16 protein-coding genes are annotated in these 24,582 nt (G+C 70.5%); 8 read left to right on the top strand and 8 right to left on the bottom strand.

The annotated features are described in order from the left end of the window. Nucleotides 1-4 precede the first annotated feature (4 nt). The 5 genes from LN042_RS10720 to LN042_RS10740 all read right to left on the bottom strand — a co-directional run bounded on the left by LN042_RS10720 (nucleotide 5) and on the right by LN042_RS10740 (nucleotide 10,704). Nucleotides 5-2,167: a DEAD/DEAH box helicase gene (locus tag LN042_RS10720; protein ID WP_230050858.1), complete on the bottom strand. Its 2,163-nt coding sequence runs from the start codon at nucleotides 2,165-2,167 to the stop codon at nucleotides 5-7. After that, a complete protein-coding gene (gene brxD, locus LN042_RS10725) occupies nucleotides 2,164-3,495 on the bottom strand; it encodes a BREX system ATP-binding protein BrxD (protein WP_230050860.1) in 1,332 nt (443 codons plus the stop codon). The genes LN042_RS10720 and brxD overlap by 4 nt, the downstream gene beginning before the upstream one ends. Next, entirely contained in the window at nucleotides 3,492-6,275 is a 2,784-nt protein-coding gene (pglZ, locus tag LN042_RS10730; protein ID WP_230050862.1) for a BREX-2 system phosphatase PglZ, read from the bottom strand. Before pglZ ends, brxD begins: the two co-directional genes overlap by 4 nt. Continuing rightward, on the bottom strand, nucleotides 6,275-10,225 hold the full coding sequence (locus tag LN042_RS37220; protein WP_283843672.1) for a DUF6079 family protein: 3,951 nt from the start codon (nucleotides 10,223-10,225) through the stop codon (nucleotides 6,275-6,277). The genes pglZ and LN042_RS37220 overlap by 1 nt, the downstream gene beginning before the upstream one ends. Nucleotides 10,226-10,362: 137 nt before the next feature. After that, nucleotides 10,363-10,704: a hypothetical protein gene (locus LN042_RS10740; RefSeq protein WP_230050863.1), complete on the bottom strand. Its 342-nt coding sequence runs from the start codon at nucleotides 10,702-10,704 to the stop codon at nucleotides 10,363-10,365. Between the two features lie 253 nt (nucleotides 10,705-10,957). Between LN042_RS10740 and LN042_RS10745 the strand changes: the two genes are divergently transcribed. The 3 genes from LN042_RS10745 (at nucleotide 10,958) to LN042_RS10755 (ending at nucleotide 13,748) form a co-directional block, all read left to right on the top strand. After that, on the top strand, nucleotides 10,958-11,956 hold the full coding sequence (locus LN042_RS10745; RefSeq protein ID WP_230050865.1) for a serine hydrolase: 999 nt from the start codon (nucleotides 10,958-10,960) through the stop codon (nucleotides 11,954-11,956). Between the two features lie 18 nt (nucleotides 11,957-11,974). Continuing rightward, the gene (locus LN042_RS10750; RefSeq protein WP_230050867.1) at nucleotides 11,975-12,934 is read left to right on the top strand and encodes a hypothetical protein; all 960 of its coding nucleotides are present in this window, start codon (nucleotides 11,975-11,977) and stop codon (nucleotides 12,932-12,934) included. A 481-nt stretch (nucleotides 12,935-13,415) separates the two neighbouring features. Then, nucleotides 13,416-13,748: a hypothetical protein gene (locus LN042_RS10755; protein WP_230050869.1), complete on the top strand. Its 333-nt coding sequence runs from the start codon at nucleotides 13,416-13,418 to the stop codon at nucleotides 13,746-13,748. Between the two features lie 560 nt (nucleotides 13,749-14,308). Here the strand turns inward: LN042_RS10755 and LN042_RS10760 are convergent. Next, on the bottom strand, nucleotides 14,309-14,782 hold the full coding sequence (locus LN042_RS10760) for an ATP-binding protein (protein WP_230050870.1): 474 nt from the start codon (nucleotides 14,780-14,782) through the stop codon (nucleotides 14,309-14,311). Nucleotides 14,783-15,014: 232 nt separating this feature from the next. Between LN042_RS10760 and LN042_RS10765 the strand changes: the two genes are divergently transcribed. Then, nucleotides 15,015-15,863, top strand: a complete 849-nt coding sequence (locus LN042_RS10765; RefSeq protein WP_230050872.1) for a helix-turn-helix domain-containing protein — start codon at nucleotides 15,015-15,017, stop codon at nucleotides 15,861-15,863. After that, nucleotides 15,860-16,078 (top strand): DUF397 domain-containing protein, encoded by a 219-nt coding sequence (locus tag LN042_RS10770; RefSeq protein WP_230050873.1) that lies wholly within the window; start codon nucleotides 15,860-15,862, stop codon nucleotides 16,076-16,078. The genes LN042_RS10765 and LN042_RS10770 overlap by 4 nt, the downstream gene beginning before the upstream one ends. Nucleotides 16,079-16,138: 60 nt before the next feature. Here LN042_RS10770 and pglX read toward each other — a convergent pair whose 3' ends face one another. Then, nucleotides 16,139-19,906 carry a BREX-2 system adenine-specific DNA-methyltransferase PglX gene (gene pglX / locus LN042_RS10775; protein WP_230050875.1) on the bottom strand — a complete coding sequence of 1,256 codons (3,768 nt, stop codon included), beginning with the start codon at nucleotides 19,904-19,906 and terminating at the stop codon, nucleotides 16,139-16,141. A 311-nt stretch (nucleotides 19,907-20,217) separates the two neighbouring features. Further along, a complete protein-coding gene (locus tag LN042_RS10780; RefSeq protein WP_230050877.1) occupies nucleotides 20,218-20,931 on the bottom strand; it encodes a hypothetical protein in 714 nt (237 codons plus the stop codon). A 347-nt stretch (nucleotides 20,932-21,278) separates the two neighbouring features. Here LN042_RS10780 and LN042_RS10785 point away from each other — a divergent pair, with 347 nt between their 5' ends. The 3 genes from LN042_RS10785 to LN042_RS10795 are packed head-to-tail and all read left to right on the top strand — an operon-like array spanning nucleotide 21,279 to nucleotide 24,561. Then, the gene (locus LN042_RS10785) at nucleotides 21,279-21,770 is read left to right on the top strand and encodes a hypothetical protein (RefSeq protein ID WP_230050878.1); all 492 of its coding nucleotides are present in this window, start codon (nucleotides 21,279-21,281) and stop codon (nucleotides 21,768-21,770) included. After that, entirely contained in the window at nucleotides 21,767-23,113 is a 1,347-nt protein-coding gene (locus LN042_RS10790; RefSeq protein WP_230050880.1) for a KGGVGR-motif variant AAA ATPase, read from the top strand. The genes LN042_RS10785 and LN042_RS10790 overlap by 4 nt, the downstream gene beginning before the upstream one ends. After that, complete coding sequence (locus LN042_RS10795) at nucleotides 23,110-24,561, top strand: hypothetical protein (RefSeq protein ID WP_230050882.1); 1,452 nt, start codon at nucleotides 23,110-23,112, stop codon at nucleotides 24,559-24,561. The genes LN042_RS10790 and LN042_RS10795 overlap by 4 nt, the downstream gene beginning before the upstream one ends. Nucleotides 24,562-24,582 lie beyond the last annotated feature (21 nt).

Raw genomic sequence — 24,582 nt, forward strand, 5'->3', positions numbered from 1 at the left:
GGGATCAGAGGCTGCCGGTCACAAACCTCACCCGCTCCTCGAGCACTGCTCGAGCGCCATCCAGATCCGCCAGACGACGGGCGAGTGTGGCATGGGCCAAGCGGACGGGCAGCGCCTCGGAGAACTTCAGTCCCCGCACAGCGTGATCGTCAACTTCTGGCAGGCAGAGTCTGCCGACAGCGGCTTCCAGCGCCTTCTTCAGCGCTTGCGGGGTGATGTCTTCGCGAAGCCTGAGCCAGCAGTCGTTCATGCGCTGGGTGGGCACCGTGATGTCCGAGAGGGTGGATGCCAGGGTGGCGTTGGCGCGGTGGCCGCCCCAAGTCCACCACCGCACTTGCCCGCTGGAGGCGCTCGTGACGACGGTGCCGCCCGGGTGGACGTGCTCGGCGAAGTGGTCACGTGCCTCTGCCAGGCATCGCACCGCGCGTTTGGTGAGGGCGACGGGTGGGTCCGCACCGAGGAGTACCTCCCGTACCGCTCGGGTCAGCTCGAAGGACGCGCCGCCGACGAAGCCGAGACCGCTCCACTTGGCCTTCCCCCCGCCGTCGGTGGGCTCGACGAAGCAGCGCTTGCGCTGCCAGTCGATGTAGGTCACCAGCCAGCTCCGCCCCGCAAGCAGGAGACGGCGGGGGCCGTCGACCTTCTCGGTGAGCAGGTCGGGGTCGGTCTGTCCGATTTGCGCTCGGCCGTGCAGCACGGTGAACTGGGGGGGAGCGGTGAAGACAGCGGTGAGATTCATGAAGTGCCGGTGGCCGAAGCGCCGTTCGGCCTCGGGACCGATGAAGAGCAGACCACCGTCCCGGTCCAGGTAGCCCTGACTGATGAGGTGGCGCAGGATCGGTTCGGCCGGGGCGCCGAACGGGCCGAGGCCGTTCCACCACTGCTGCCACAACCGGTCGCCGACGCGGTGCTCCTGGAGGCAGAGGGCGAGCAGCTGCTGGGCCACGATGTGACGGGGCTCCGGGGGTGCGATGACGGGCTCCACCCACCCGCGGGACCATTGCAAGAGCAGCGCTGCCGCGTCCAGCAGGCCGTCCTCGTCGAGCGCCAGGAACAGGCAGTTGCGTGTGCTGCCGGGCCGGCGCCCGGTGCGGCCGAGCCGTTGCAGGAACGAAGCGACGGTGCTCGGGGCGTCGAGCTGGATGACCCGGTCGAGGTCACCGACGTCGATACCGAGTTCGAGCGTGCTGGTCGACACGATGACGCAGTCCCTGGCCTCGGCGAACGCCTGCTCTGCCTGCCGGCGTTGGTCGACTGAGAGGGAGGCGTGGGACAGGAATGTCGTCACGCCCTTCGCCCGGAGCTTCTCACCCAGTTCCTCGACGAGCCGCCGGGACTCGCAGAACACCAGCCGCTTCTCGCCGCGGTGGAGCGCGGCGATCACCGTCGCGGCGTTGTCGACCGATCCGACGTGGTCGAGCTGGATGTCGGCGCTCGGCATTGCCGCGTCGGGTGCGGGTCGGCCGGACGGGCCTGTCTGCAGGTGCGGGGCGACGACGCGGGCGGCGCGCTCGGCCGCGCCCGTTCCCTGGAGCCAGTGGAGCAGGTCGGCCGGGTTCCCGACGGTGGCAGACAGGCCCACCCGCTGGACCGGTCGGCCGATGGCGTGCTGGAGCCGTTCGAGGACGGCGAGCAGGTGCCAGCCGCGATCATCGCCGGCGAAGGCGTGGACCTCGTCGACGACCACGGCCCGCAGGCCGGCGAAGAAGGCGCGGTGATCGACATGGGTGCTGACGAGCATCGCTTCGAGCGATTCGGGAGTGGTCAGCAGGATGTCCGGCCGCTGCGCGAGGATCTTGCGACGTCGCCCGGTGGTGACGTCGCCGTGCCAGAGTTCGGCCGTGCGGCCGAGCCAGGCCGCATAGGTCTGCAACCGGGCGAGCAGATTGTTGAGCAGTGCCTTGAGCGGGCACAGGTACAGCACGGACGTGCCGCTCCAGCGCTCCCGGGTCATCGTCGAGAGAAGGGGGAAGGCGGCCGCCTCGGTCTTCCCGCCCGCGGTGGGGGCGAGCAGGATGGCGTCCTCGCCCGCCAGCAGGGGCTCAACGGACTGTTCCTGGAGCGGGCGCAGTCCTGGCCAGCCCAGCGTGTTGACGATGTGGTGGACGAGCACCGGGTCGAGCTGGTCGACCGCGGGAGCAGGCAGCGGTGTTCCGCCCTCGCTCACGGCAGCTCCAGCTCGATGTCGTCGGCGCTGCCGGCGGCGGCGTTGCGCTCCACTTCCGTCAGTTCGGCGGTGGACACCGTGAGCGCGTAGTGTCGGCGGGGATCGAAGTCGTCGAACTCGTCGACGCGGTCGAGGACGTCGGCGATGAGCTTGCGCAGGTAGAGGCGGGGTGCGACGCCGACCTTGCCGCCGAGGCCGCCGGTCACCGCGGTGGCGAGCTCGGCGAGGTAGCCGTCATCGACCCGGCCGGTGACGCGTTGCGGGTTCCGAGCATCTCCGGCGTACAAATCGCGGACAGTGCGGCCGAGTTCGCTCAGGCTGGCGAGATCGAAGCCGGGCAGCCGGAGTTGAACCGCACGCGGCGAGTCGAAGCGCGGCTCGGTGGTGAAGTCGGTGGCGAGCCGCTGGGCCAACGGGGGGAGGCGCTGCACGCCCTGCTGCCCGTCGTAGAAGGCGGGGGTGCCGGTGATCACGAGGAAGAGGCCGGGGAACCGCCCGGCGTCGATCTCGTCCAGCAGTTGGCGCAGCGCGTTAAGACCCTTCTCCCGTACGTCCCCGCGCACCCGTTGCAGGGTTTCCGTCTCGTCGAGCACCACGAGCAGGCCCGGATGCCCGCAGTCGCGCAGCACGGTGAGCAGACCCTGGAGGAAGCCGAGGGCCGCGAAGTGGTCGAGGTCGCCGCGCACTCCGGCTGCTCTGCGCGCCGAAGCCGCGACGGACCGCTGGCCGCCGAGCCAGGCGATGACCGCTTCTGCCGTCGCCGGATCGCCGGCCGCGAGCGCCTGCCGGTAGCCGCGCAGGGCGGAGGCGAAGGCCGGTGTCGTGCGGGCGACATCGACCAGTCGCCGTTCCATGAGCACGTCGACGGCGCGGCCGAGGGCGGCCTCGTCGTCCTCCTCGACCTCGCCGGTGTCGAGGACCTCCTCCTCCAGCGTGTAGAACCAGGAGTCGACGATGGCCCGCAGCGCACTGGGCTGGTGGGTGGAGGTGCTCAGCCGTTCGGTGAGCCTGCGGTACACCGTCTCCAATCGGTGCAGGGGCGTCTCGGTCTCCGAGATCTGCACCTCGCTGGTGGCGAGACCCGCGCGTTTGGCCCGCTCGGCGAGCCAGCGCGCGAAGAAGGTCTTGCCGGAGCCGTACTCACCGCGGATGGCGTGGAAGGCCGCGCCGCCGCGGGCGACCGTGGCGAGGTCGTCGTCCAGTGCGGAGGCGAACCGGTCGAGCCCGACGGCGAGCAGGTCGAGCCCGGATTGCGGGACGGTGCCGCGGCGCAGGGCGTCCAGGACCTCGCGCCGCCGCACGGCGCTGACCTGCGGGCGAGCGGTCACTGCTGCTCCTTCAGGCGGAACTGCTCGGTGAGCAGGCGGACGTCCAGCTTGACGGTGTGCCCGCCGTCGACGAAACCCAGTACCGGGTAGCCCTCGACGTTGAGCAGCCGCTGGAGGACGGCGACGAATCCGTCGACCCGGCTGCGGATCCGGCCGGTGGCGGACACCGCGGCGATCAGCGCGGCGGGTGACATCTTTCCGCCGGCGTCGGCGAGGGCGTCGATCACGGCGGTCACGACCTTGGTCTCCGGCGCCTTGCGGACGTACTCCTTCTGCGCCTGGTACACCTCGCTGGCCACGACGCGGCCGCCGAGGGTGTCCGCCGACGGCGGTGACGCGGAGTCGGCGCTTCCGGCTCCGGCGGGCAGATCCCCGCTCCCGGCCTCGGTCTCCCGCGCTCCGGTCTCCAGCGTCGGCGGGAGCGGTCCGCCGACCGGTTCGGCGTCGAGCCGCACCTGTTCGCTCCGCGGTGATGACCACCAGTCGGGCATGGCCCGCTCGCGGGGCAGTACCACCCAGTTGGCCGGTACCGCGTCGCGGGAGGGCACCAGTAGCAGCAGCGGCACCGTGACCTCCGCGAGGGCGGCGCCACCGTGGTAGCCGGCCCGCCTGGCGGTGTGGCGGATGTCCTCGCGCCAAGCGGCCACGACGCTGCCCGAGCCCTCGAAGACGCGCGGTCCGGTGAGGAGGACCTCCCCCTCGGCCGGTGTGCCGGTGCGCCAGCGGGCGCTCTCCGCGCCCTCGGCGCCGGCCGCACCGGGGGCCTCACCGCGTTCGAGCACGTGGCCGTGGTCGGCGACCACGGCCACCGGTCGCCCGTAGCTGCTGGCCGCTGCCAGGAGCTCGCGCAGGTAGGTGATGTCGTCGAGGGTCCAGGCGGTGCGCCGCCCCTGCTGCCCCTTGTCCAGGGCGTCGTCGACGGTGTTGAGGACGACGCCCACGACGTGCTCGGAGGCGAGCGCGACGCTCAGCTCCTCGGCGAGGAACCGGCCGTCCGCGCCGCCGATGGCGGCCTTGTGGAACAGCACGGCGGATCGCCGGTGCCGTGCCCAGAACGCCGCGAAGCCGGCCGCCTCGACACTCTGGCCGCCCTTGACGGCGGAGGCGGTGAGCAGCGAGGCCCGGCTGATCTCCGTGACGGACGGCAGCATCGACACCGCGGCGATCCTGGCCGGGGCATCGCCCGCCGTGGGGCGGGGGACCGTCTCGATCCAGCCCTCGCGTTCGAAGTCCTCGCCCAGTTGGGCGGCCACGGCGCTGCTCATGCCGTCCACCACGAGGACCAGCGGGGCGGGCGAGCCGTTGCGCAGCAGTGGCCGGACGGCTTCGGTGAGGACGTTCTCCACGACCAGGCATCCGGCGGGGTGCGCAGCGGTGGCGGCGACCGTCCAGCCGGCGAGCCGCTGCGCGAACTCCCCGTCCAGCGCGGCTCGGCGGGCCCTGGCCGCCCGGTACAGGGTGTGGAGGTCCTGTCCGATGACCGGGTCCGCACCCGGATCACCCGCCCAGAGGACCGTGAGCGCGCGGTCGACCCAGCCCCACTCGGCGAGGTGGTGCCGGACGCCGATGGGGACCGAAGCGACGGTCGGGTGCGGCTGCGCCAGCCACCGGGCGACGCGGACGGCCATCTCGGCGGTGGCGACCCGGTCGGGGAGCAGCGACGCGAGCGCATGCCCGGCCAGGTCGGCGAGGGCCGACTCCGCCTCGGCGGTGGCCTGCCGGGCGGCTGCGTCGGTGACCCGGCGCAGCTGGGCCGTGAAGCCGGCCCGGAGGAAGCGGCTGCTCCGCAGGCTCGGGGTGAGGCCCGCCTTCTCGGCCAGCGCATCGGCCCGCTGGAGGACGGTCTCCACCCGCCGTCGGGTCTCCTCCCGGTTCTGGGCCTGGCCGATCCAGCGGGTGAGCGTGCCTTCGACGGCTTCGGTGAAGTGCCGCAGGTCCGCCCGCCGCGGCATGACCTGCCCGAAGAGTCCGCCGACGGACAGGGCCACGTCGGGGTCGGCCTCGGGCGCGTCGAGTACGGCGCCCAGCAGGCCGAGCGCCATGGCGTCCTCCCCGCGGTCGGCTTCGACCAGGGACATCAGCACCGGGGCTGCGGTGCCGGCGTTCTCCGCCAGCCACTTCTTCAGCTCGGTGCGCTCCTGCGGCGGGAGTTCGGCGAACCGGCGCAGTCCGGTGGGGTTCCCGGTCCAGGCGAGCAGGGTGTCCATGTCGATGGCAGTGTCCGGTGTGGTCGGCCCGCCCTCACCGCGTCCTTGCCCCGGGGTGGAGCCGAATCCGAGGCGGGCGGTCAGCAGGAGACGCAGGGCGGTGTCCCGGGTGAGCAGCGAACCGATCCGGGGCCAGCCGTCCGCGGGCTCGGCGTCGAGCAGTGCGTCGAGGAGCCAGGTCTCCCGGTAGAGGCGCGTGTCGAGCCGGCCGGTGCCGAAGCGCTGCTTGACGATCTCGGCGGCCTCGACGGTGAGGGTGCGGCGTTTGACGGCGTGTCCGCGCAGGTCCCAGCCGAGTTGGTCGTCGTCCACGGCGGTGGCCACCACCAGGACGTCGCGGCCGGGTTGGCGCTGGTGGTCCTGCCAGGCCGTGAGGATTCCGAGGACGGAGTCCTCCTCGGTGACGTGCACCCGCCTGGTGGTGCCGCCGATCCGGGCGGTGAACTCGACGAGTTCGTTCTGCGGGTAGTGCCCGTGAACCAGGACGAGGCGGCGCTCGCGCAGGGCGCTCCAGTGGCCCTCGAGGAGGGCCTCGACCGTGCGACGGCCGATCCGGGGCGGTCCGCCGGCCATCAGGAGGCGCCTGACTCGGTGCCGGACGCGCCGTCCGGTGCGTCGCTGACGGGGTGCCAGGAGATCTGGACGCGGCTGCCGGGATGCCGGGTCAGGTACGCGCGGATCTCCTCGGACATCCCGCTGACTGCGACGGCCAGTTCGTCCTCCAGCCGGCTGGTTCCGGGCAGGTCCCACCGGGACGGGGCGGGGGCCGCCGGTGCGGTGGGCGTGGCGGCGGGTGCTGCCGGCTGCTCGCTGCCCGGGTCGGTGGGCGCGCCGGAGGGCACGGAGGGGTCCCCGTGGTCGGTCAGGCTGATGTCGTCGGCGCCCGGTGCGGCAGGAGGCGCCACCACCGGTTGAGGAGCGGGAGGCGTCGCCTGGGCCAGCCGGGCGACCTCGTCGACGAGTGCCAGGGCGCGGTCGGGGAACTGGGACAGGACGGGGGCGAGTGGGTCGGCCTGCTCGTGGGCGGCGGCCGTCTTGTGAAGTCCGGTGATCAGCCGCTCGGCGCGGTCCCCGATGCCGTCCGGGCGTCCCGCGAAGCCCCGGGCGCTCTGCACCAGGTTCCACCTGGTCTGATCGAGGGCGTCGAGCACGTCGGGCGCGTGGGAGATCGCGGCGCCGATCTCCTGGTCGGTGACGTCATAGGCAGCGGAGGCGAGTTCCCGCACCAGGGTGGTGGCGTCGGTGGTGCGGGTGAGCCGGGCGATGAGGTCGGCGGCGGCCCTGGTGGACCGCAGCCGGGGCGCGTCGGGCCCGGTCAACCCGAGGTCCGCGGCGTGCTTCTGGAGGGTGGTGCGCAGGCCGCCGACGGCCTCCTTGCGCTCCTGGGCGGCCTTGTGAACGGCACTGGCGAGCTTGGCGACGTTGCGGGCGAACAGGGCGGGGGTGACCGAGATGCCGAAGACGTGGCCGGCGCGGATGCGAGCGGTCGCGAACTCGTCCTCGGTGGGCAGGGAGACCGCGCGCAGCCCGTATCCGGCCCCGATCCGTTCGAGGTCGGGGGCCTGGTCGAGCGGCGAGGTCTGGAACAGCCAGGTGCGGTCGTCGAGCAGAGCGTAGGTCGCGATGAGCAGGTTGCGGACCAGCCGGTCGAGCCCGGTGTAGCCGAGTTCCTCGATCCACCGGTGGATGTCGTCGACGGCGATGTCCGGCCCGGCCTTGGCCTCGGCGGCCTTCTGGTTGATCCGGATGCGCCAGTCGTTGGTGAGGTTGAGCGGCCCGTCGTGGACCTCGCCCAGCTGCAGGGCGTGCACGACCCTGCGGACGGTCTCCAGGTGGTGGCGGTCCACCACCTCACGGCGGGTGCCGTTCGCCGTGGCGCGCCCGATCCACTCCAGGGCCGTGCGCAGGTCCTTGGGTGTGATCGCCTTGCGCTCGAGCTTCGGGTCGAAGTCCGGGTGCTTGGGGTAGAGCGCGTCGTACAGGCCGTCGGTGAGCCGGAGCAGGTTCTGCTCGAAGCCGATCCCGGGCTCCGGCTGGGGGTTGGGGAACGAGGGTTCGAGCGACCACAGGTGCTGGCCGTCGGGGACCTCGGCGCCGATGTTGGACGGGTCGGGTGCGTTGATCCCGTAGAGCTGGTGCAGGACGCTGGTCAGCTGGGTGGTGAGGATGCCGGCCTGCTCCTTGAGCTGCTGGCGGATCTGCACGCGTTCGTCGGCCGGCCGGGTGGCGGTGTGGTCGTCCAGCCGGTTGCGCTCCAGCAGGTAGTTCATCCGCAGCAGGCGGCCGAGCTGGTTGGCGCGCTGCTCGGAGAGGAAGTCTGGCAGCCAGACGATGGTCTGCGCGGTCCTGCCCTTGCGCTTGAGCTCCTCGATGCGGCGCACGTCGTCGCTCGGCGGCAGGTGGTTCTCGTCGAACGGGTAGTCGAGGACGAAGCGGACGTTGCCCTTGGTCTGCGGTTCGAACTGGTCGTCGGGCAGGTGGGGGTCGCGGACGTTGCCGAAGACGAACTCGGCGGTCCGCCGGGTGCCGCGCCACACCACCTGGCGCTCGCAGACGAACGGCTGGGCGTCGTTGATCCCCAGCGCGGACCACAGCTGGTCCTTCACCCACTGCCGGCGGCGGCCCATGTTGTCCTCGCCGCGGACCTCGTCGAGCAGCGGCTCGACGTCGAGGTCCGACAGGTGCAGGTGGAAGACCGGGTCGGAGGTGCCGTCACTGCGCAACTCACCGAAGTCGGGCTGGAGTTCCTGGAGCCGCTTGACGGCGACCGAACCCGCTGAGCCCACCTTGGTCCTGATGGAGCCGTGGTTGAGCGCGGCGAGCCGGTCCCCGGTGAGCCGGGTGAGGGCCGGCACGTTGGGGGCCAGGGCCGCCAGCAGCAGGGTCTTGACCAGCCGCTCGTCCGCCTGGAACCGCGGGTCCTCGGCCGAACCGTACTTCTGGAGCAGGAAGTTGCGGACGCGCGCGTGGAAGCGGTTGGCCGTCTCGGCATCCTTGCGCAGCCGGCCGGTGAACGCCTCGGTGGAGCGGACGGCGATCACGTCCCACAGGTCGCCGATCGGGATCAGGTCGCCCATCCGCAGGTCGTCGCGGCGACGCCGGAGCAGCTCCTGGACGAGCTTGAGGCCGGTGCGCTCGCGCTGGAGCGCACCCGAGAGGTCGACCAGCACGTTGAGCAGTGCGGGTGAGAGCGGGTAGAGGGTGCGGAAGTCGTCCCAGTCAGCCTCGGTGCGGCCGTGGGCGTCGAGCAGCACCTGCCGCACGCCGTCCCGCGCGGACTCCACCCGCCGGAACGCCTCGTCGCGCTCGCCCTCCATGCCGGGCTTGGGGGAGAGCACCCGGTGCTTGATGATCTCGACGAGGTTGCTGTCCTCCAGCTCGATCACGTCGAAGCGCTCGGCGAGGTACTCGACCTGCTGTTCCAGGTTCTGCACGTCCGCACCGGCCACGTCGGAGCCGACGAGCTGGGAGAGGTCGCGCTGGCGGGAGACGAAGGAGATGATCGGCACCGGCCGGTTGCTGTCGCCGGACTCGATCAGCTTGACCATCTGCTGCACCTGCGTGCGGACGAAGTCCTGGTCGCCCATGTGCGCCTGGAGCCAGAGGATCAGCTCGTCGAGGTAGAGCACGATGCCGTGGTAGCCGAGGGACTCGGCGTGCCGGGAGATCACCGACAGGCCGTTCTCCAGCGGCAGGAAGGCGCCCTGGACGCCCCGGGCGCCCTGCGCGTAGGCGGCCATCGGGCCGGTGAGCAGCGCCGAGACCAGCGCCTCGCGCCGCGGGTCGCCGGCCGGGGCGGCGAAGGCGCGGTCGAGGTCGGCGGAGGTCCAGTCGGTGGCGGCCGGCACGGCAGCGCCGGGGGCGCCGCCGGTCTCCGCACTGGTGAGGAGGCTGGCGTCGAGGTCGTCGTCCTCCGCGTCCGGGCCGGTGGAGGTGGCGGCAGCGCCCGGGGTCAGGGCTGCTGCTCCGGTGCCGAGCCACTGGAGGAACTTGCCGTCGTCGGCGAGGAATTCGCGCTGGCGCTGGGCGTCGGCGAGGGCGGAGTCGGCCCGGTAGACGGCAGGGGTGGGCTTGTCCGGGTGCAGCGCGCGGACCGTCTGCACGTAACCGCCGAGCAGGGCCGAGTCCAGATCGGTGGAGCCGACCAGGTGGTAGGGCACCATGAGGAACCGGGAGCGCTGGAGCCAGTCGCGGTGCTGGGCCACCACACCCTGCAGGCGGTCCTTGGCCCAGGCGCCGGGGTGGCCTTCGAGCACGGCGTGCAGCACGGTGAGGAAGTGGCTCTTACCGGCGCCGAACGAGCCGTGCAGGTAGGCGGCGTGCGAGTTGCCGGTGCGGACGGCGGCGGCGACGATGCCGAGCGCCTTGGTGAAGGCCGTCTCCAACTGCTCGGTGACCACGTACTCCGCGACCCGGGCGTCGGTCTCGGAGAAGCCCTGGGAGAGCTCGATCTTGAAGTCGCCGGCGTGGACGTCCTCCTTGATGTCGAAGACGTCCCGCAGGAAGAGCTCGCTGGTGGGCATCTGGGCTCTCGTTCCCTCTCCTCGACGACCGCACGGGGTGCGCACGCATCGTGCATGCGATCTCCCATCTTGCCAGCCCTGGGGGCCTTCGCACCGGCGTTCGGGGGCCGTCGTCCTCCCGCTGCGCCCGGCGGCGATCAGAGGCCGGGGAGCGGTTCGGCTTGCACGCCACGACCCGTGTCGCGCGGTTGCTGGCTGCGGCGACGGGTGTTGCGCACCGACTGCGGCGCCTCGGGGCCGGCGAGGAAGCCGAAGGTCACCAGGCGGCCTTGGGCGAAGCTCTCGTTGATCTGCCGGTGGACCAGGTCGGTGCCGACGCCGGTGGTGCCGATCATGCCGGTCTCCACGAGCCTGGTGAAGAGCGTGTTGTCGAGGTAGCTGGGTACGTTGGCATAGCCGAAGCGGGTCGCGCCGCCCCGGCCGTCGCGCATCCGGTGGTCGTCCGCGAGTCGCTCGAAGTGACTCCGCGAGAAGTACATGCCCGGCACCATCACGTCGGTGAGCGGGATGATCGGATCCGGAACGCACAGCTTGATCCAGCTCGGGTCGGCGCAGAGGCGGTGGTCGTCCCAGGGACGGCGGAGATCGGCGGCCTGGTCGTCGAGTTCGCGCAGGCGTTCCAGCTCGCCGGCGAGGTTGTCGTCGCTGTTCGGGTAGTAGAAGCCGCCCTTGGGGTGGCTGAGCTTCTTGTACTGGACGAGGACGAGGCTCTCGCGCGTGTGGTTGTAGTAGATGAGGTCCGCCCCGCATCTTGTGGCGGGGGTCGCGCCGAGGCGATCGCGGGCGGGCGGGGCCGCGCAGCCGGCGCGTGGCCCGTTACACGGACTGTTCGGCGAATCCGCGCCGCCTCTTGCGGCGTTCGGGCGGGCGGCAAGGGTGCTGGCTGTTACCGTGAATCGTCAGCATCGTGGGAGGAGCGGGATGACACCGACGGTCGATTCAGTCCGGGCCGCGGTTGCCGCGCAGGTCGATGAGTTCGTGAACTCCGGTGGCGGCGAGGGAATCCGCAGCATCCTGGTCAAGACGTTCGGCGGCCCGGCAATCACCGTCGAGCATCTGCCCGATCGGGTCCTCCCCGCGGCGAGCTTGGCGAAGATGATCCTGGGCGTCGCGCTCTTCGAGGCGGGCGAGCGGGGCGAGCTCGATCTGGACACGCGGGTGCGGATCGGTGACCTGAGCACCACGATGTATCCGAGCGTCCTGCAGGCCCTGGACGCGGACACGGCCGTCACCGTGCGGGAGTTGTGCGGGTTCTCGCTGGTCACCAGTGACAATCCGGCCGCCGAGTACGTGCGTGCGTTCCTGGGGCAGGAGCGCATCGACGCCGTGCTGAAGGATCTGCGGCTGGACTCCACGGTCTTCCCAGCCGGGTTCTCCGAGCGTGAACTCGGACCGCTGGGGCGGGCCAACACCACGACGGCAGCGGACATGCTGCGCCTGATCGAGTACATCGACCGGATGCGGCACCTGGAGCCGATGCGGCGCTACCTGGTCAACTACCAGCGCAATGACCGGATTCCGGCGCGGCTGGACGACGACGTTCCAGTGCGGCACAAGACCGGCAGCCTGCGCGGCGTGGTCAACGATGCGGGCATCATCCTGCACCCGGCGGTTCGCATCGGCATGGTGGTGCTGACGGACGGCCAGGTGGACAATACCCGCACGGCACAGGAGATCGGGGAGGTCTCCGAGCGGATCGTCCGGATCATCACGGCGGGGGCGGTGCACTGACGCCCCGGGGGGTGGCATGTGGCACGGCCACGGGAACAACAGCTCCGCAAGATCCTGGTACTGGTCAACGTACTCGCGCTGACCATCGGCATGGTGAGCGTCGTGGCGGCTTCGCTGATGACGCACCAACAGGTGCTCGCCACAGTGCTCAGCCTGATCGGCGGTGCTTTCGTCTCCGCCGCGGTGGTGACCTTGGCCATCGGGTCGCTCACCGTGCGCGAGACGACCGAGCAGGTGGACAGCGCGGTACTGCGCGGCATGCAGGACGTGCTCGGCCCGGTGCGTGATCCGCTGTTCGCCGGAGCGCTGTCCGCCTACCGGTACGACTGCCTGCTCACCGTCCCGCCACCGGGCGACGCCCACCCTGACTACCTCTACCAGAACTTCCGCATCTCCTACCGGGTCGAGACGCTCCCCAAGACGGTGGGAATCGTCTGCATGGCATCCAATGACGACGCCTGCCTGACCGGCTACACCGGCCCGGACTGGCTGCTGCGCTGGATGATCGACGACACCCTCGACCCCGACGACCCGGAGGTCTTCACCATCGGCGCGGTTCGCGTGGACAACCGGGAGCTCGAACGCAAGCCACCGGTGCACGAGCCGGTCGCCGGCGGGAAGGCTCGGATCCACCAGTTCTCCGTGCCGTCCGACGCCCGCGTCACCCCCGGCCACCTGGTGGAGTTGAGCATCACGGCCCGCAAGTACATCGGCAATGACCGCCGGGTGCGCATCCAGGCGCAGGTCTTCCGCCACGTCACCGACGCCGAGTACCGCCTGACCGTCGACCCCGCGCTCAAACCGGTGCGGCTGGCCGTGAGCGCCTCCGAGGTCAGCCCGCTGGGCGCCGCGCACGGCGGCAGCGTCCGCAGTACCTTTCCCGCGCCGTTCGGCAACCTGGCGGGCTTGGTGCAGCTGCCCTTCCCACTGCAGCCGGGGAGCGTCATGGCGTTCACCATCGACCGGGAGATCGGTTGATCGCGAGGGACAGTCGCCCGGCTGAGCGTGCTGCCCGCAGCCAGTGGACGGAGGACGACGCGCCCGTCGTCCTGCTCCCGCCTGGGTCGGTTCTTCCCTGCCGAGTTGATCGCGCATATGCCGATCGGTTGCTCTGGATCGTGTACGCCCTGGCACAATGGGTAGCGGCCCTGAGGGGGAGAAGTCGACTTCCCGGGGCATCGGGGAGCCAAGGGGGGAGCATGTACGACATCAGCGTCCACCCGGACACGCTGCGGAGCTCGGCGGGCGGTGTGCAGGACGCCGCCGGACAGGCGGGAGCGGCCGCGGCATCGGCGGTCGCATCGACGGCTTCCAGGAGCAGCGCGGCCACCAGAAGCTGCACTTCGTGCGTGTGAACCCGGACTGGTGACAGTTGGAACCCGACGACCCCGTGCGGACTCCCGGGTGGTCCAGGGCCCGGTACTCCTTGGCCCTGGGCCTCGCAGCTTGGGCGTTCACCGTGCCCACGATCCTGGCGGACGATGACGCGGGCGCGCTCCTCAAGAAGTGCCACGACAGCCCCGCCGCCCCGGCTTACGTCCTGCCTCTCGCCTGGGCGGGGCTGGCGCTGGGCATCGTCGCCGTCTGCTGGGGCGGATGGCAGTTGGCCGCCGCCTTCCGGAAGAAGTCACGCCGGTTCAGCGCCGGGCACGCCCTGCTCTGCGCCGTGCTGCCGCTGGCAGCCATCGCCGTGCTGTTCCAGGTCGCCGTGGTGCGGATCGCGGTGCAGGACTCCCGGCCGCAGCCGAGCCCCTGCTTCGGCGGTGCGCGGGTGGTGACCGAACTCCGGTAGGCGGCGCGCGGCGCCGGCGTTCGCAACGCCCTGCTCGTACTGTTCGGCAACCCGGCGGGCCCGGTGCCGTCGCTGTTCCCGTTCCGGCCGGGGAGCGTCATGGCGTTCGCCATCGACCGGGACACCTGCTGGTCGTTCCGGGCGCGAGGATGGGAGCGGCGCGGTGGCCGCTGCGGTGGTCGGTACCCGGGGCTCGGGCGGGGTGGGTGGCCAGGCCGGTGAGGGAGAACAAGGCGGCTCCTCGGGGTGCGGGGTGGCTCGGCCGTCGAGTGGCGGCTGCACTTCCCCGCGTGGTGGGGTGGGCTGCTCTAGGGTGAACGGGGGCACGCGACTGGAGAGTTGGCGCCCGATTCGGAGGGCTTCCCGCCGGTGGGGGCGGCGGTGCTGCCAGCGACGGGCCGTGCGGCGGGCGCGGTGCCCGCGGCTCGGACGTGGCGGTAGTGCGGCGCCCGATGACGTGCACGGTGAAAGTGGGGGAGCCGTTGCGGGTCAGCAGCCGGCGGACGTGCCGGGGTGCGCCGCGGCGGGCGAGGAAGTGGTCGAGGACTCGGCGCCCGGGATCACGCGCTGCCGGTGGGGGCGGGGAGGACGGTGCACCAGATGGTCTTGCCGATGCCGCCCGGGCGCGGGTCGCAGCCCCAGCGGGCGGAGAGCTGGTGGACGAGGAAGAGACCGCGCCCGGACTCCTGCTGCCAGTCGGGCGGTTCGGCAGTCGGGACGCTGTCGGGGTGGGCGTCGGGGTGGGCGTCGGGGTGGTGGGTGCCGTCGGCGTCGTGAACCTCGATGCGCAGTTCGTCGTCCGCGAGGGCGAACTGAACGGCGATCAGGCGGTCGGCTGGCACTCGGGCGTGCTGCACCGCGTTGGCGACGAGCTCGCTGAGCAGCAACTCACCGACCTCGACGTAGCGTTCACCGCTCTCCTGCTGCGCGAGGAAGTCCCGCAGCAGGCGGCGGGCGGCTCCGGCGGACCTGCGGTGCCGGGGCAACCGGTGGGCGGCGGCGGGGGCGGAGGGGTGGCGGAGGGTTTCGGGCATGAGGGATCACCTCTCAGGAGGGGAGGGAAGCACCGCTAACAGCGCCCATAGCGCCGTGTGGTCGGCTCGTTACGGATAGCATGCTCCTGATGCCTCGTCACTGCAAGGCGCTCGGCTCAACTTGCAAATTCTCATACTGATGCCGCTGGTTCTCGATGCACGGCCTGGAGGCGGTGGCGATCGAGTCGGGGAAGCGGGCAAACTGGCCTGCGAGGCACGTAAGGAGGGGTCCGTGACGCAGCCCACGGTTCGTCGACGCCAGCTGGGCAACCAGCTGCGCGCGCTTCGCGAGAAGCAAGCACTGACGCTGGAGGAGGTGGAGCGGCTCACTGGAATCACTCCGGCCAAGCTGTCGCGCCTGGAAACTGCCCGCTCGGCAGCCAAGCCGGTGGACGTCGAGCGCCTGGCCGATGCGTACGGGTGCGATGAGCAACTCCGTGCCGCACTCATCGCAGTGGCCAAGGACGGAAGCAAGCGCGGTTGGTGGTTCAACTACCTTGACGTGCTGGCACCGTGGTACGCGGACCAGATCAGTCTCGAAGCATCCGCTACTTCGTTCCGGACCTACCAGTCACACCTGATTCCGGGCCTCTTCCAGACTGCGGACTACGCGCGGGCAATCATCACGCGGCTGGGAATCGGTGTCTCGCCTACCGATGTCGAGGCCCGAGTGCAAGTCCGCCGTGAGCGTCAGTCGGTACTGACCCAGCCCCAGCCGCTCGACGTGTGGGCGGTCATCCATGAAGCGGCGCTGAGGAGTCGCGTCGGTGGCGCTTCCGTCATGCGCGCTCAGTTGGAGAAGCTGCTCGAACTGGTGGCCCTGCCGAACGTCACCATCCAAGTCATGCCGTCAGCTGCTGGAGCACATCCCGGCATGAACGGTTCCTTCGCGATCTTGGGCTTCCCCGAGTCGGCCCTCGATGTCGTCCTCGTGGAAGGCATGCTGACCAGCGAGTGGGTCGAGGCACCAGAGCGGGTCAGCGTCTTCGACCGGGCCTTCCGGGAGATCACGGCCGACGCATGGCCGCTTGAGCAGTCACTGGACTTCATTGCCACACAGAGAGAAGAGCTGATCACGTGAACAAGTTCGTGTCGAACTCCACCTTGCTGGAGGTGGGTTGGCGAAAGTCGAGCCACAGCGGAGCCAACGGGGACTGTGTCGAACTCGGCGAAGCCGGCACCACCGCGTACGTTCGGGACTCCAAGGACCCGGAAGGTCCGGCGTTGGCCTACACCGCCGTTGCGTGGACCGGGTTTGTGGCCGCTCTGAAGGCGGAAGGGCTGCAGCTCGGTTGACCTCGGCAGGTGGTGGGCGGGCCATGCGTGGCTTGGTCCGCCCCCCACAGGCGTGGTCGGTTACCCCTCGTCGAGGGTGGGCTGTTCGGCCTTGGGCTTCTTGGCAGTTGCGGGCTTGCGGCCTCGGGTCTTCCGCTCCGGACGCCAAGCCGTCAGGTCGTCGGCGCTCAGCTGGTGCTTGGCTATCTGGTCGGAGAGGTAAGCCTCGCAGTCGTCGGCCGGGACGCTCTCCCACTCCGGGTCGTACTCGCCGTGCCACTGCCGCACCCACGGCATGAGTTCGCGCAGGCCGGCCAGCAGGGGAGTGATGCGCTCGGTGCCCCAGGCCGCCTGCTCGGTGCGGTCCTCGATCAGGTTGATCAGGGCCTGCGCCTGCTCCTTGTCGTCCCAACCCGCCCAGCCGAGCAGCGTGGTGGGGTCAGCGTCCGGGCTCGCCCCGAGGTACGAGACGAACCGCTCCTTGGGCACGTCGAGCTTGCCGCGATGCGACCAGTACGACGGCTTGAGGAAGTCGGATGCCTTGTACTTCGGCGGGACGGGGATGTCGAGTCGCTCGCCGGTGCGATCCTCCTCGCGCTGCTTCTCCCAAACCTCCTCCCACTGCGCGCGAATGCGCAGGCCGGTGTCCTTGTAGCGCATGGCGGCGAGGTAGGGCACGTGTTCGTCGGTGGTGATCTCCGCGAGCACGTCGGCGAGTGGGAGGTCCGGCTTGCCGAGGTGGTCGGTGGCGTAGAGCTGCGCCACGGCGTTCACGTCGGTGTCGTTGTGGAGTGCATCCGCGAGCTGGTTCACTGTGAGCAGGCGGGGCTGCTCCATGCCGTCGGCGAGGGTGAACCAGAGGTCACGGCTCTCGCAGTGATCGAGCAGCCAGGTCCGGAGGGCCGCCTTCTCCTTCTTCTCCCACGGCTCGGACGACCAGCGCCGCTTGCACTCCGGCCGCTCGATGAGGGCGATGTCCCTGCGGTTCTCGATGGTGTCAATGCGTGCCTGAACGATCTCGCGGTACCAGTCGGGCCAGTGGGTGGGGACCTCGGTGATGGGCGTGGAGCCGTGGCGCTCGAACCATGCGGTCTCGGTCTCACCGCTCGCCACCTTCCGCGCCAGGACGATCTCGAACGCCCGCTCTCCGAGTCTTACTTCGGGGATGGATTCCGGCTTGGGGGATGAGGCGGTGACTCGTGCTGTCTCGTGGTCGCGGAGCAGCCCGTAGAGGCCGTACACCTGCCAGTCCAGCTCCTCCTGGAGGGCGATCAGGCGCTGGCGAGTGAGGGTGTGGCTGGTGTGGGCCTCGGTAAGGACGCTGCGGGAGGGTGCGCCTGTTGCGCACACAGCAGACGGCTCAGCCTGCGCTAGCTCCTGTGCGAGCGCATCGAGCGTGCGGGCAAGTTCGAGCGGAAGCTGCTGGGGAAGCGGGAACTCCTGGAGCTTGGTGCCAGTGAACTCGTAGCGTTCTTCCCACTCTTCATCCTGGAGGCCGCGGCCGAGGCCACTGCCCCCCTTGCCCTGGCTTACCTGCTTCAACCAAAAGCAAGCCGTCGACGAGTTGAGCACCCCCAGCAGCTCCAGGTGCTCGTCCTCGCTGGCTTCCCCTGGCAACTTGATCACCGGCGCTGAGCGGTTGAAGACTTTGCCGCCCCGATCAAGTACGAAGTGGTTATGCGTGGCTACGAAGGCGAAGGTAAGAGTCTTGTCACTCGCGCCAATGTCCTTTGGCAGCTGGTGCCATTCGTGCCAGGGGCGCCCCTCCGCAAAGTAGGTGCGTTTGGCGAAGGTCGCCCGATTGCCCAATTCAGTACGCATGGGCCACATGTGCCTAGCGAGGGCTGACATGGATGGCATTTCAACCAGTCCGCGATGGGAATCGTATGGGAAGGTGACGAAAAGTGCTGCACTTGAAGCCCAATTGCGCACTTCGTCGCCAGTGGTGAGTGCCCTCAGGAAGTTTTCTTCGACTTGTTTGGCTGCGAAGACGCGATGGGGAGCGGTCATGGCATCGTCAGACCCTAGGACGCCGAAGACGCCAATTCTGAAAGCCCTGCTCTTGATGCGTTGCGTTGATTTCTTCTCCAGGGCCTCGAAGAGGTCTCCGGCTCCCCCTCCGCTGACGGACCAGGGGTGGGTGGAGAACTTGCTCGCCGGGGTATCCTCCACCGATACCCAGTCTGAGCTGCTTCCGGGAGTCCGCACCTGATTGGTGATTGCTTTCCAGACCAGTCCACTGGCTGCGTCGTTGGGCTGGGATGGCTCACCTCGTACGCCGAGAACGGTGCGGATTGTCCGTTCTTGGCGTGGGTTCCGGTTGCGGCCGAGGAGGATCACTGTCGGTGTGCCGTGGCCCGGAATGTATGCGCCAGACGTATCGATTACATGTGACAGTTCTACGATTCCGTGGAAGAATCGTTCGATGATCTTCTTGCCGAACTCCCTTTTCATGAAAGAGTTTGCCGTGATCTGGCCGCTGAAGCCTCCGCCGCCCGCAGTCCCGCCCGTGCCACGAATTGCTAGCTCAAAGATTCGCTGAGCGAACGGGATCGACAGGGCATATTTGCCGGAGCAGGTCTCGAGGTAGGAGTCCCGGTAGTTTTCGTTCTCCTGGCTGTCCTTCGGAGTGATGTACGGCGGATTCCCCACCACCACGTGGTACGACCCCCGCCCCAGAAGGTCCACCCGCGCCGCGTACTCCGCGACATCCTCCGTGGCGTACACGAAGGTGCCCTCTTCCTCGGCCTCCAGCTCCGCGAACAGCGTCCCCAGGTCCGTCTGCACACCCGCCGCCCCGCGCCCGTGGAGCAGCGAGTCCCCCACCGCGACGTTGATCGGGAACGCCGGCGCATCCTTCAGCCGCTTCGTCCCCGCCGCCCGCATCGCCGCCACCAGGAGCCGGAAGCGGGCGATGTTCGCGGCGAAGGGGTTCTTGTCGCAGCCGTGCACCGACTCCAGGGCACGCCGCACGATGGTCCAGCGGTCCGTCCCCGGTTCGGCGGCGCGCCACTTGGCGACCAGGCGCTCGAAGATGCCCAGCAGGAAGTGCCCGGACCCGCACGCGGGGTCGATGGTCCGCAGGCCGCGCCGCTCGGTCCCCTCGGGGTACGCCCACACCGGGTCGAGGCCGAACTCCTCGATCGCCGGCTCCAACGTGAGGTCGAGGATGAACTCCTCCACGAACTCCGGTGTCTGGAGCAGCGCGTAGGTCTTGCGCGCGTGGTCGCTGAGGTCCTGGTAGAGGTCGCCCAGGAAGCGGGTGCTCAACGTGGGGTCGGTGAAGTCGTACTGGATGTGGCCGTCCGACCCCCAGCGCCGCCAGAACCGCAGCAGCTCGGTCGCCGCCTCATAACTGGGCGTCAGTTCCCACAGCGGGTTGTGGCGTTCGTCGAACAGCCCGGCCACCGTGCCGTTCGTCCCGGCCAGGTAGCGGAACGACTCGATCAGCCAGTCGCGGTTGTTGAGGTGCGGGTGCTCGCGGAAGAACGCCTCGTGCCGCTCCTCCGCCTCGGCCTGCCGCTCGCCGGGGCCGGCCAGGAACGGCACGTCGATCAGCCCGTTGTCCTCGCAGAACCGGACGAACACGCACGCCAGCACCCACGCCACCGCGGCCTGGGTGATCCGGTCCTCGCGCCAGGCCTCGTACGTCGCGGCGGTCCGCTTGGCGTCCCTGGCCTGCTGGTACTCGCGCCTCAGCCGGGTGTCGAACTCCTCCTCGGAGGCGCTGCGTTCCCGCAGGTCGTCCTCCAGGGCCGTCACCTGTCGCCGCAGGTCGCGCAGCAGCCCGGCCTTGTCGACGCCCGTCCCCGGCTCCGGTTCCGTCCCCGCTCCCTGGCCCGCTTCCATCGTTCCCCGCATCCTTCGCACCGCGCTCCGCCGCCGACCTCGGCCGCGCCGACCTGAACCACCAACCACCATCCTGCCAGGTCGTCTCCCGCCGCAGGCCGGAGCGGACCGGCCGCCGCCGGAGCGAGCGCCGTAGGCGCGCTCTGGAACACCCGGCAGCGGCTCTTCCGAGACGATCCGGACAGGTCGCCGTCCGAGGCCGGACAGGCCGCGGTCCGCGGCCGGGACGGGCCCGGCCTCGGACGGCAACTGGTCTGCCCGCGCCCGGCCGTAGCCCCGTGGGGACTCCGGTCGGGCGCGGCTGACGGGGATCAGTCGAGCGAATAGCCGAGGATGCCCTCGGCGATCTGGCCCTCGCAGTTGATGTCGTTGGAGTCGAAGTGCTCCGAGCCGACCCGGCAGCGCCGCACCACGCGGCTGGCCACGCCGGCCGGCGGTGCGGTGTTGATGTAGCCGAGCTGCCCGAGGTACTGCTGGCCCTCGCAGTTGGAGGCCTGCGAGGTGAAGGTGTCCACCGTTCCCAGGACCTTGCACATGTAGAGCGGGATGGTCCCGGGCTGCGGGCTGCTGTAGAGCCAGCCGAGGCTGCCCTCCAGGTAGTATCCGGCCGGGATCGGACCGATGGTGCTCATGTGCTCCGGGCCGTTGTAGCGGTTGAGGTTGACCGTGCCGGGCGCCGGCTGGGTGGTGCACTGGACCTGGGCGGTGCCGTCCCAGGTGCTGCCGGGGGGCGGCAGCTGGGGAGCGGCGGCCGAGCGGGCCGCGCGCGGGCTCAGGTACGGGTTGTCCAGGCTGGCCTGCGTGACGCCGAGCGGCAGGCACTGGCTGCTGTTGAAGCCGGCTGCGGCGGCCAGCGCGTAGGCGTCGCTCAGGGCCGCTTGCTTGGCTCCGGCGGCCGTGCTCGCCACCGCCTCGCCGTAGTAGTCGGCCTGAGCGGGCGTTGCCGCCGAGGCGGGGATGGTGGCGGCCAGCAGCATGGTGCCGGCAGCCGCGACGGTGCCGAGCACTCGGGAGAGCGTCCTCATGGTCCATCGGTCCGTTCGTCGGTGAAGTGGAACCGGGCGTGCTCCATTCAGGCACTGATGGTCCGTCATGTCATTAGCTGGCATGAATGCAACTGGCGGTTGTCTTGTTTTCCATCCATCCTGGCTAATATGCCTCGCTGCTGGCCCCTGGGGGCCCGTCAGACGCAAGCCGTCCCCGCTCAGTTGTCCGTGTGGGGGCTGCCCACGCCAGCGGCTCGGTCGAATCCGCCCAGGTGAGCAGCGGGAGCCGGCCGGCGGAGGTGCCGGCCGGTCCGCCGTCGTACGAGCGCCGCCGGTCTGGCCGAAAACCCCTCGCCAGCGGCTCTGTTGTGGCTATGGTGATCAACGTGACCGACGCCACCGCTGACGAGACGCTCCCGCCGGCCTTCGGGCCCGCCGCCATCGGTCACTACTCGGCCGCGGTGCTGGCCGATCAGAAGCAGCTGCGCGGCCCCGCCGACCACCTGGCCGGGCTGGCCGCCGAGTGCGCGTTGAAGGCGATCCTGATGGATCACCTGGGCTCCGAGCTCAATGACAGGGGCCGGCCCTACAACCCCGCGCTGCACGACGCGCAGCGACGGCCCAGGCAGGACCGCAAGGAGTACGAGCACGGCCACCTCCCCGACCTGTGGGGCCACTTGGAGGCGCTGGCGGTCGGGCGGGTCGGCCAGTTGATCATGTCCAAGCTCCCCGACGAGAACCACTTCGAGGGGTGGGACGTCGCCGGCCGCTACGCGGACGGTGAGACCATAGCGGCGGACACCGTCACCAGGCATCTCACCGCCGCACGCACCATCTGCGGTGCCTACGTGGACCTGAGCACCACAGGAGCGATATGAACCGGAACGCCCGCTTCGACGAGGCATGGCAGGCGGGGCTGTCCGTTGCCGAGCGGGTGGCCGGCACCGGTTGGGACGTGCTGCTCGTCCGCGACCTGCTCGGGCGCCTCAGCCTGGTCATCGACGACCGGGAGGATGGGAACGCCGGCGATGAGGGCGCCCTGACCTCCCTCAAGGAGGAGTTCACCGAGGCCACGCGCCCGTTCACCGGCAAGACCCCGGTGCAGCGCGCGCTCAGCATGTTCGCCGCCGAGGTGCTGCTCGACTCGCCGGACGTGACGGTGATCGCCGAGCGGCCGCCCGGTGGCGGCACCGGGCGGCTCAGCCTGCTGGAACGGACCGTCGTCGGTGCGGACTGGCTGCGGCCCCCGCACGCGGACGGCGCGGCCGAGAACCGGCGGGTGGCCCTCTACGGCTTCAAGGGCGGCGTGGGCCGCTCCACCGCCACGACCGTGCTCGCCCGACACCTCGCCGACCAGGGGCGCTGCGTCCTGGTCGTCGACCTCGACCTGGAGTCCCCGGGCGTCTCCGGGCTGCTCCAGGAGCCGGGCCAGCTGCCCGACTTCGGGGTCGTCGACCACCTGGTGGAGGCCGCCGTCGGAGGCGGGGACGACCTGGACCTGGTCTGCCGCAGCTCGGTGCTGCCGATGAGCGGCAACGGAGAGGTGTGGCTGGCCCCGGCCGGCGGGCGACCGCGCGAGGGCTACGAGTTCCTCGCCAAACTGAACCGGATCTACAGCGACCTGCCGCCCGCCGCGGACGGCAGCGGGCCGCGCACCTTCGCCGAGCGGCTCGACGCGGCCATCACCGCCTGCGAGGACCAGGTCGCACGCCTCAGCCGGCGGCCGGACGTCGTGCTGCTGGACAGCCGGGCGGGCATCCACGACATCGCCGCGGTCACCATCACCCAGCTGAGCGGGTTGGCGCTGCTCTTCGCGGTCGACAACCCGGGCACCTGGGCGGGCTACGGCATGCTCTTCGACCAGTGGCGGCGCACGGGCAGCGCCGCCCGGGTGCGCGAGCGGCTGCGCCTGGTCGCGGCGATGATGCCGGCGGTCGGCTCGGAGGAGCGGCTGCACGTGCTGCGGGACAACGCGCAGGAGCAGTTCGGCCTGCTCTACGACGACGAGGAGGGCGTCGACTTCGACGCGTTCAACCCGCCGCTGGAGGACGAGAACGCGCCGCACGCCCCGATCCCGATCTACTTCAGCAACGAGCTGGTGGGGCTCGACCCGGCGCTCGACCGGGACTGGATAGCGCTGCCGCACATCGCCAACGCCTACGGCGCCTTCCTCGGCAGGGTCGAGCGCCTGATGCCCGAAGCGCGGACGGAGTCAGCGTGACCGACCTCTCCCCGGCCCAGTACCGGGACCTGCTGATCACGGCGGCCGGAGCCACCTTCGAAGCGGACTCCGTCGAGCCCAACCTGCGGTTGCTCTACACCCCGCACACCCACCGGCTCGCGCTGGACCCCGAGGTGACCGTCGTCCAGGGCGAGCGCGGCACCGGCAAGACGGTCTGGGCCAGGGCGCTCACCGACGACCGGCTCCGGGGCGTGGCCGCCGCGGCGTACATGATGCCCCGGCTGCGCAGGGCGACGGTCACCACGGGCTTCGGTTCCTGGGACAGCGCCAACGAGCACCCCGGGCCCGGCACCATGCGCGCACTGTTCGACTCGGGAGCCGATCCGGTCGACATCTGGCACGCCGTCGTCCTGGTGGCCCTCGGCGATCCGGCGCTGCGCGACCTGGACTGGCCCGCCCGGGTGCGCTGGGTGGCGGAGAACCCCGACGCCTACGAGCGGCGGCTGTGGGACCACGACCGCGAGGCGCGGGCCAAGGACACCGTCCAGCTGATCCTCTTCGACCGCCTCGAACACGTCTACGGCACCCGGCGGATCGACGACCTCCTGGTCTCCGGACTGCTCCGGGTCGCACTGGAACTGCGCATGAACACCCGGTGCGTGCGGGCCAAGGTCTTCCTGCGACCCGACATGTTCGAGAGCGCACCCCGGAACTTCCCCGACGCGTCCAAGATCCGGGCCAACCCGGCCCTGCTCGACTGGAAGACCGTCGGCCTGTACGGGCTGCTCTTCCATCAGATGGGCAACGCCGGAGGCGACCTCGCCGCGCGGTTCCGCGAGCAGACGGGCGTCTGGCAGGACGAGGGCGACGGCCGGTTCGTCGCCCCCGTCGACGCCATGGCCGACGCCGGGCGGCAGGAGGAGATCTTCGCCGTCATCGCCGGGCGCTACATGGGTGCCAAGCAGAAGGGCTACACCTACACCTGGCTCCCCAACCACCTGCAGGACGGCAACCAGCAGGTCAGTCCGAGGAGCTTCCTCAAGGCGATCAGCACGGCCGCCGCGTACACCCGTGACAACCTCGCCACGCACGAGCTCCCGCTGCACCACGACGCCATCCGCCGGGGTGTGCGGGACGCCTCGCTGCTGCGGGTCGACGAGATCACCGAGGACATCCCGTGGGCTGCCGTGGCCGTCGGCAAGCTGGAGGGCCTGCAGGTGCCGATCGAGGAGAGCGCCGTGCGCCAGTGCTGGAACGAGAAGGGGCTCACCGCTGAACTGGACAAGATGGTCGTCGCGCAGCAGGAGCTCGAGGTGCGCAGCAGCGGCCCGCGCGACACCGCCGACCACCCCAGCCTGATCAGGCAGTTGGAGGAGCTGGGCATCATGACCCGGCGGCGCACCGACCAGCGGATCGACCTCCCCGACGTCTACCGCATCGCCTTCGGCATCGGCCGCAAGGGCGGCGTCCGCCGGTCCGCCACCTGACCGGGCCGGGCCGGTCGGCTT

The organism is Kitasatospora humi, from assembly GCF_020907985.1.
Taxonomy (GTDB): domain Bacteria; phylum Actinomycetota; class Actinomycetes; order Streptomycetales; family Streptomycetaceae; genus Kitasatospora; species Kitasatospora humi.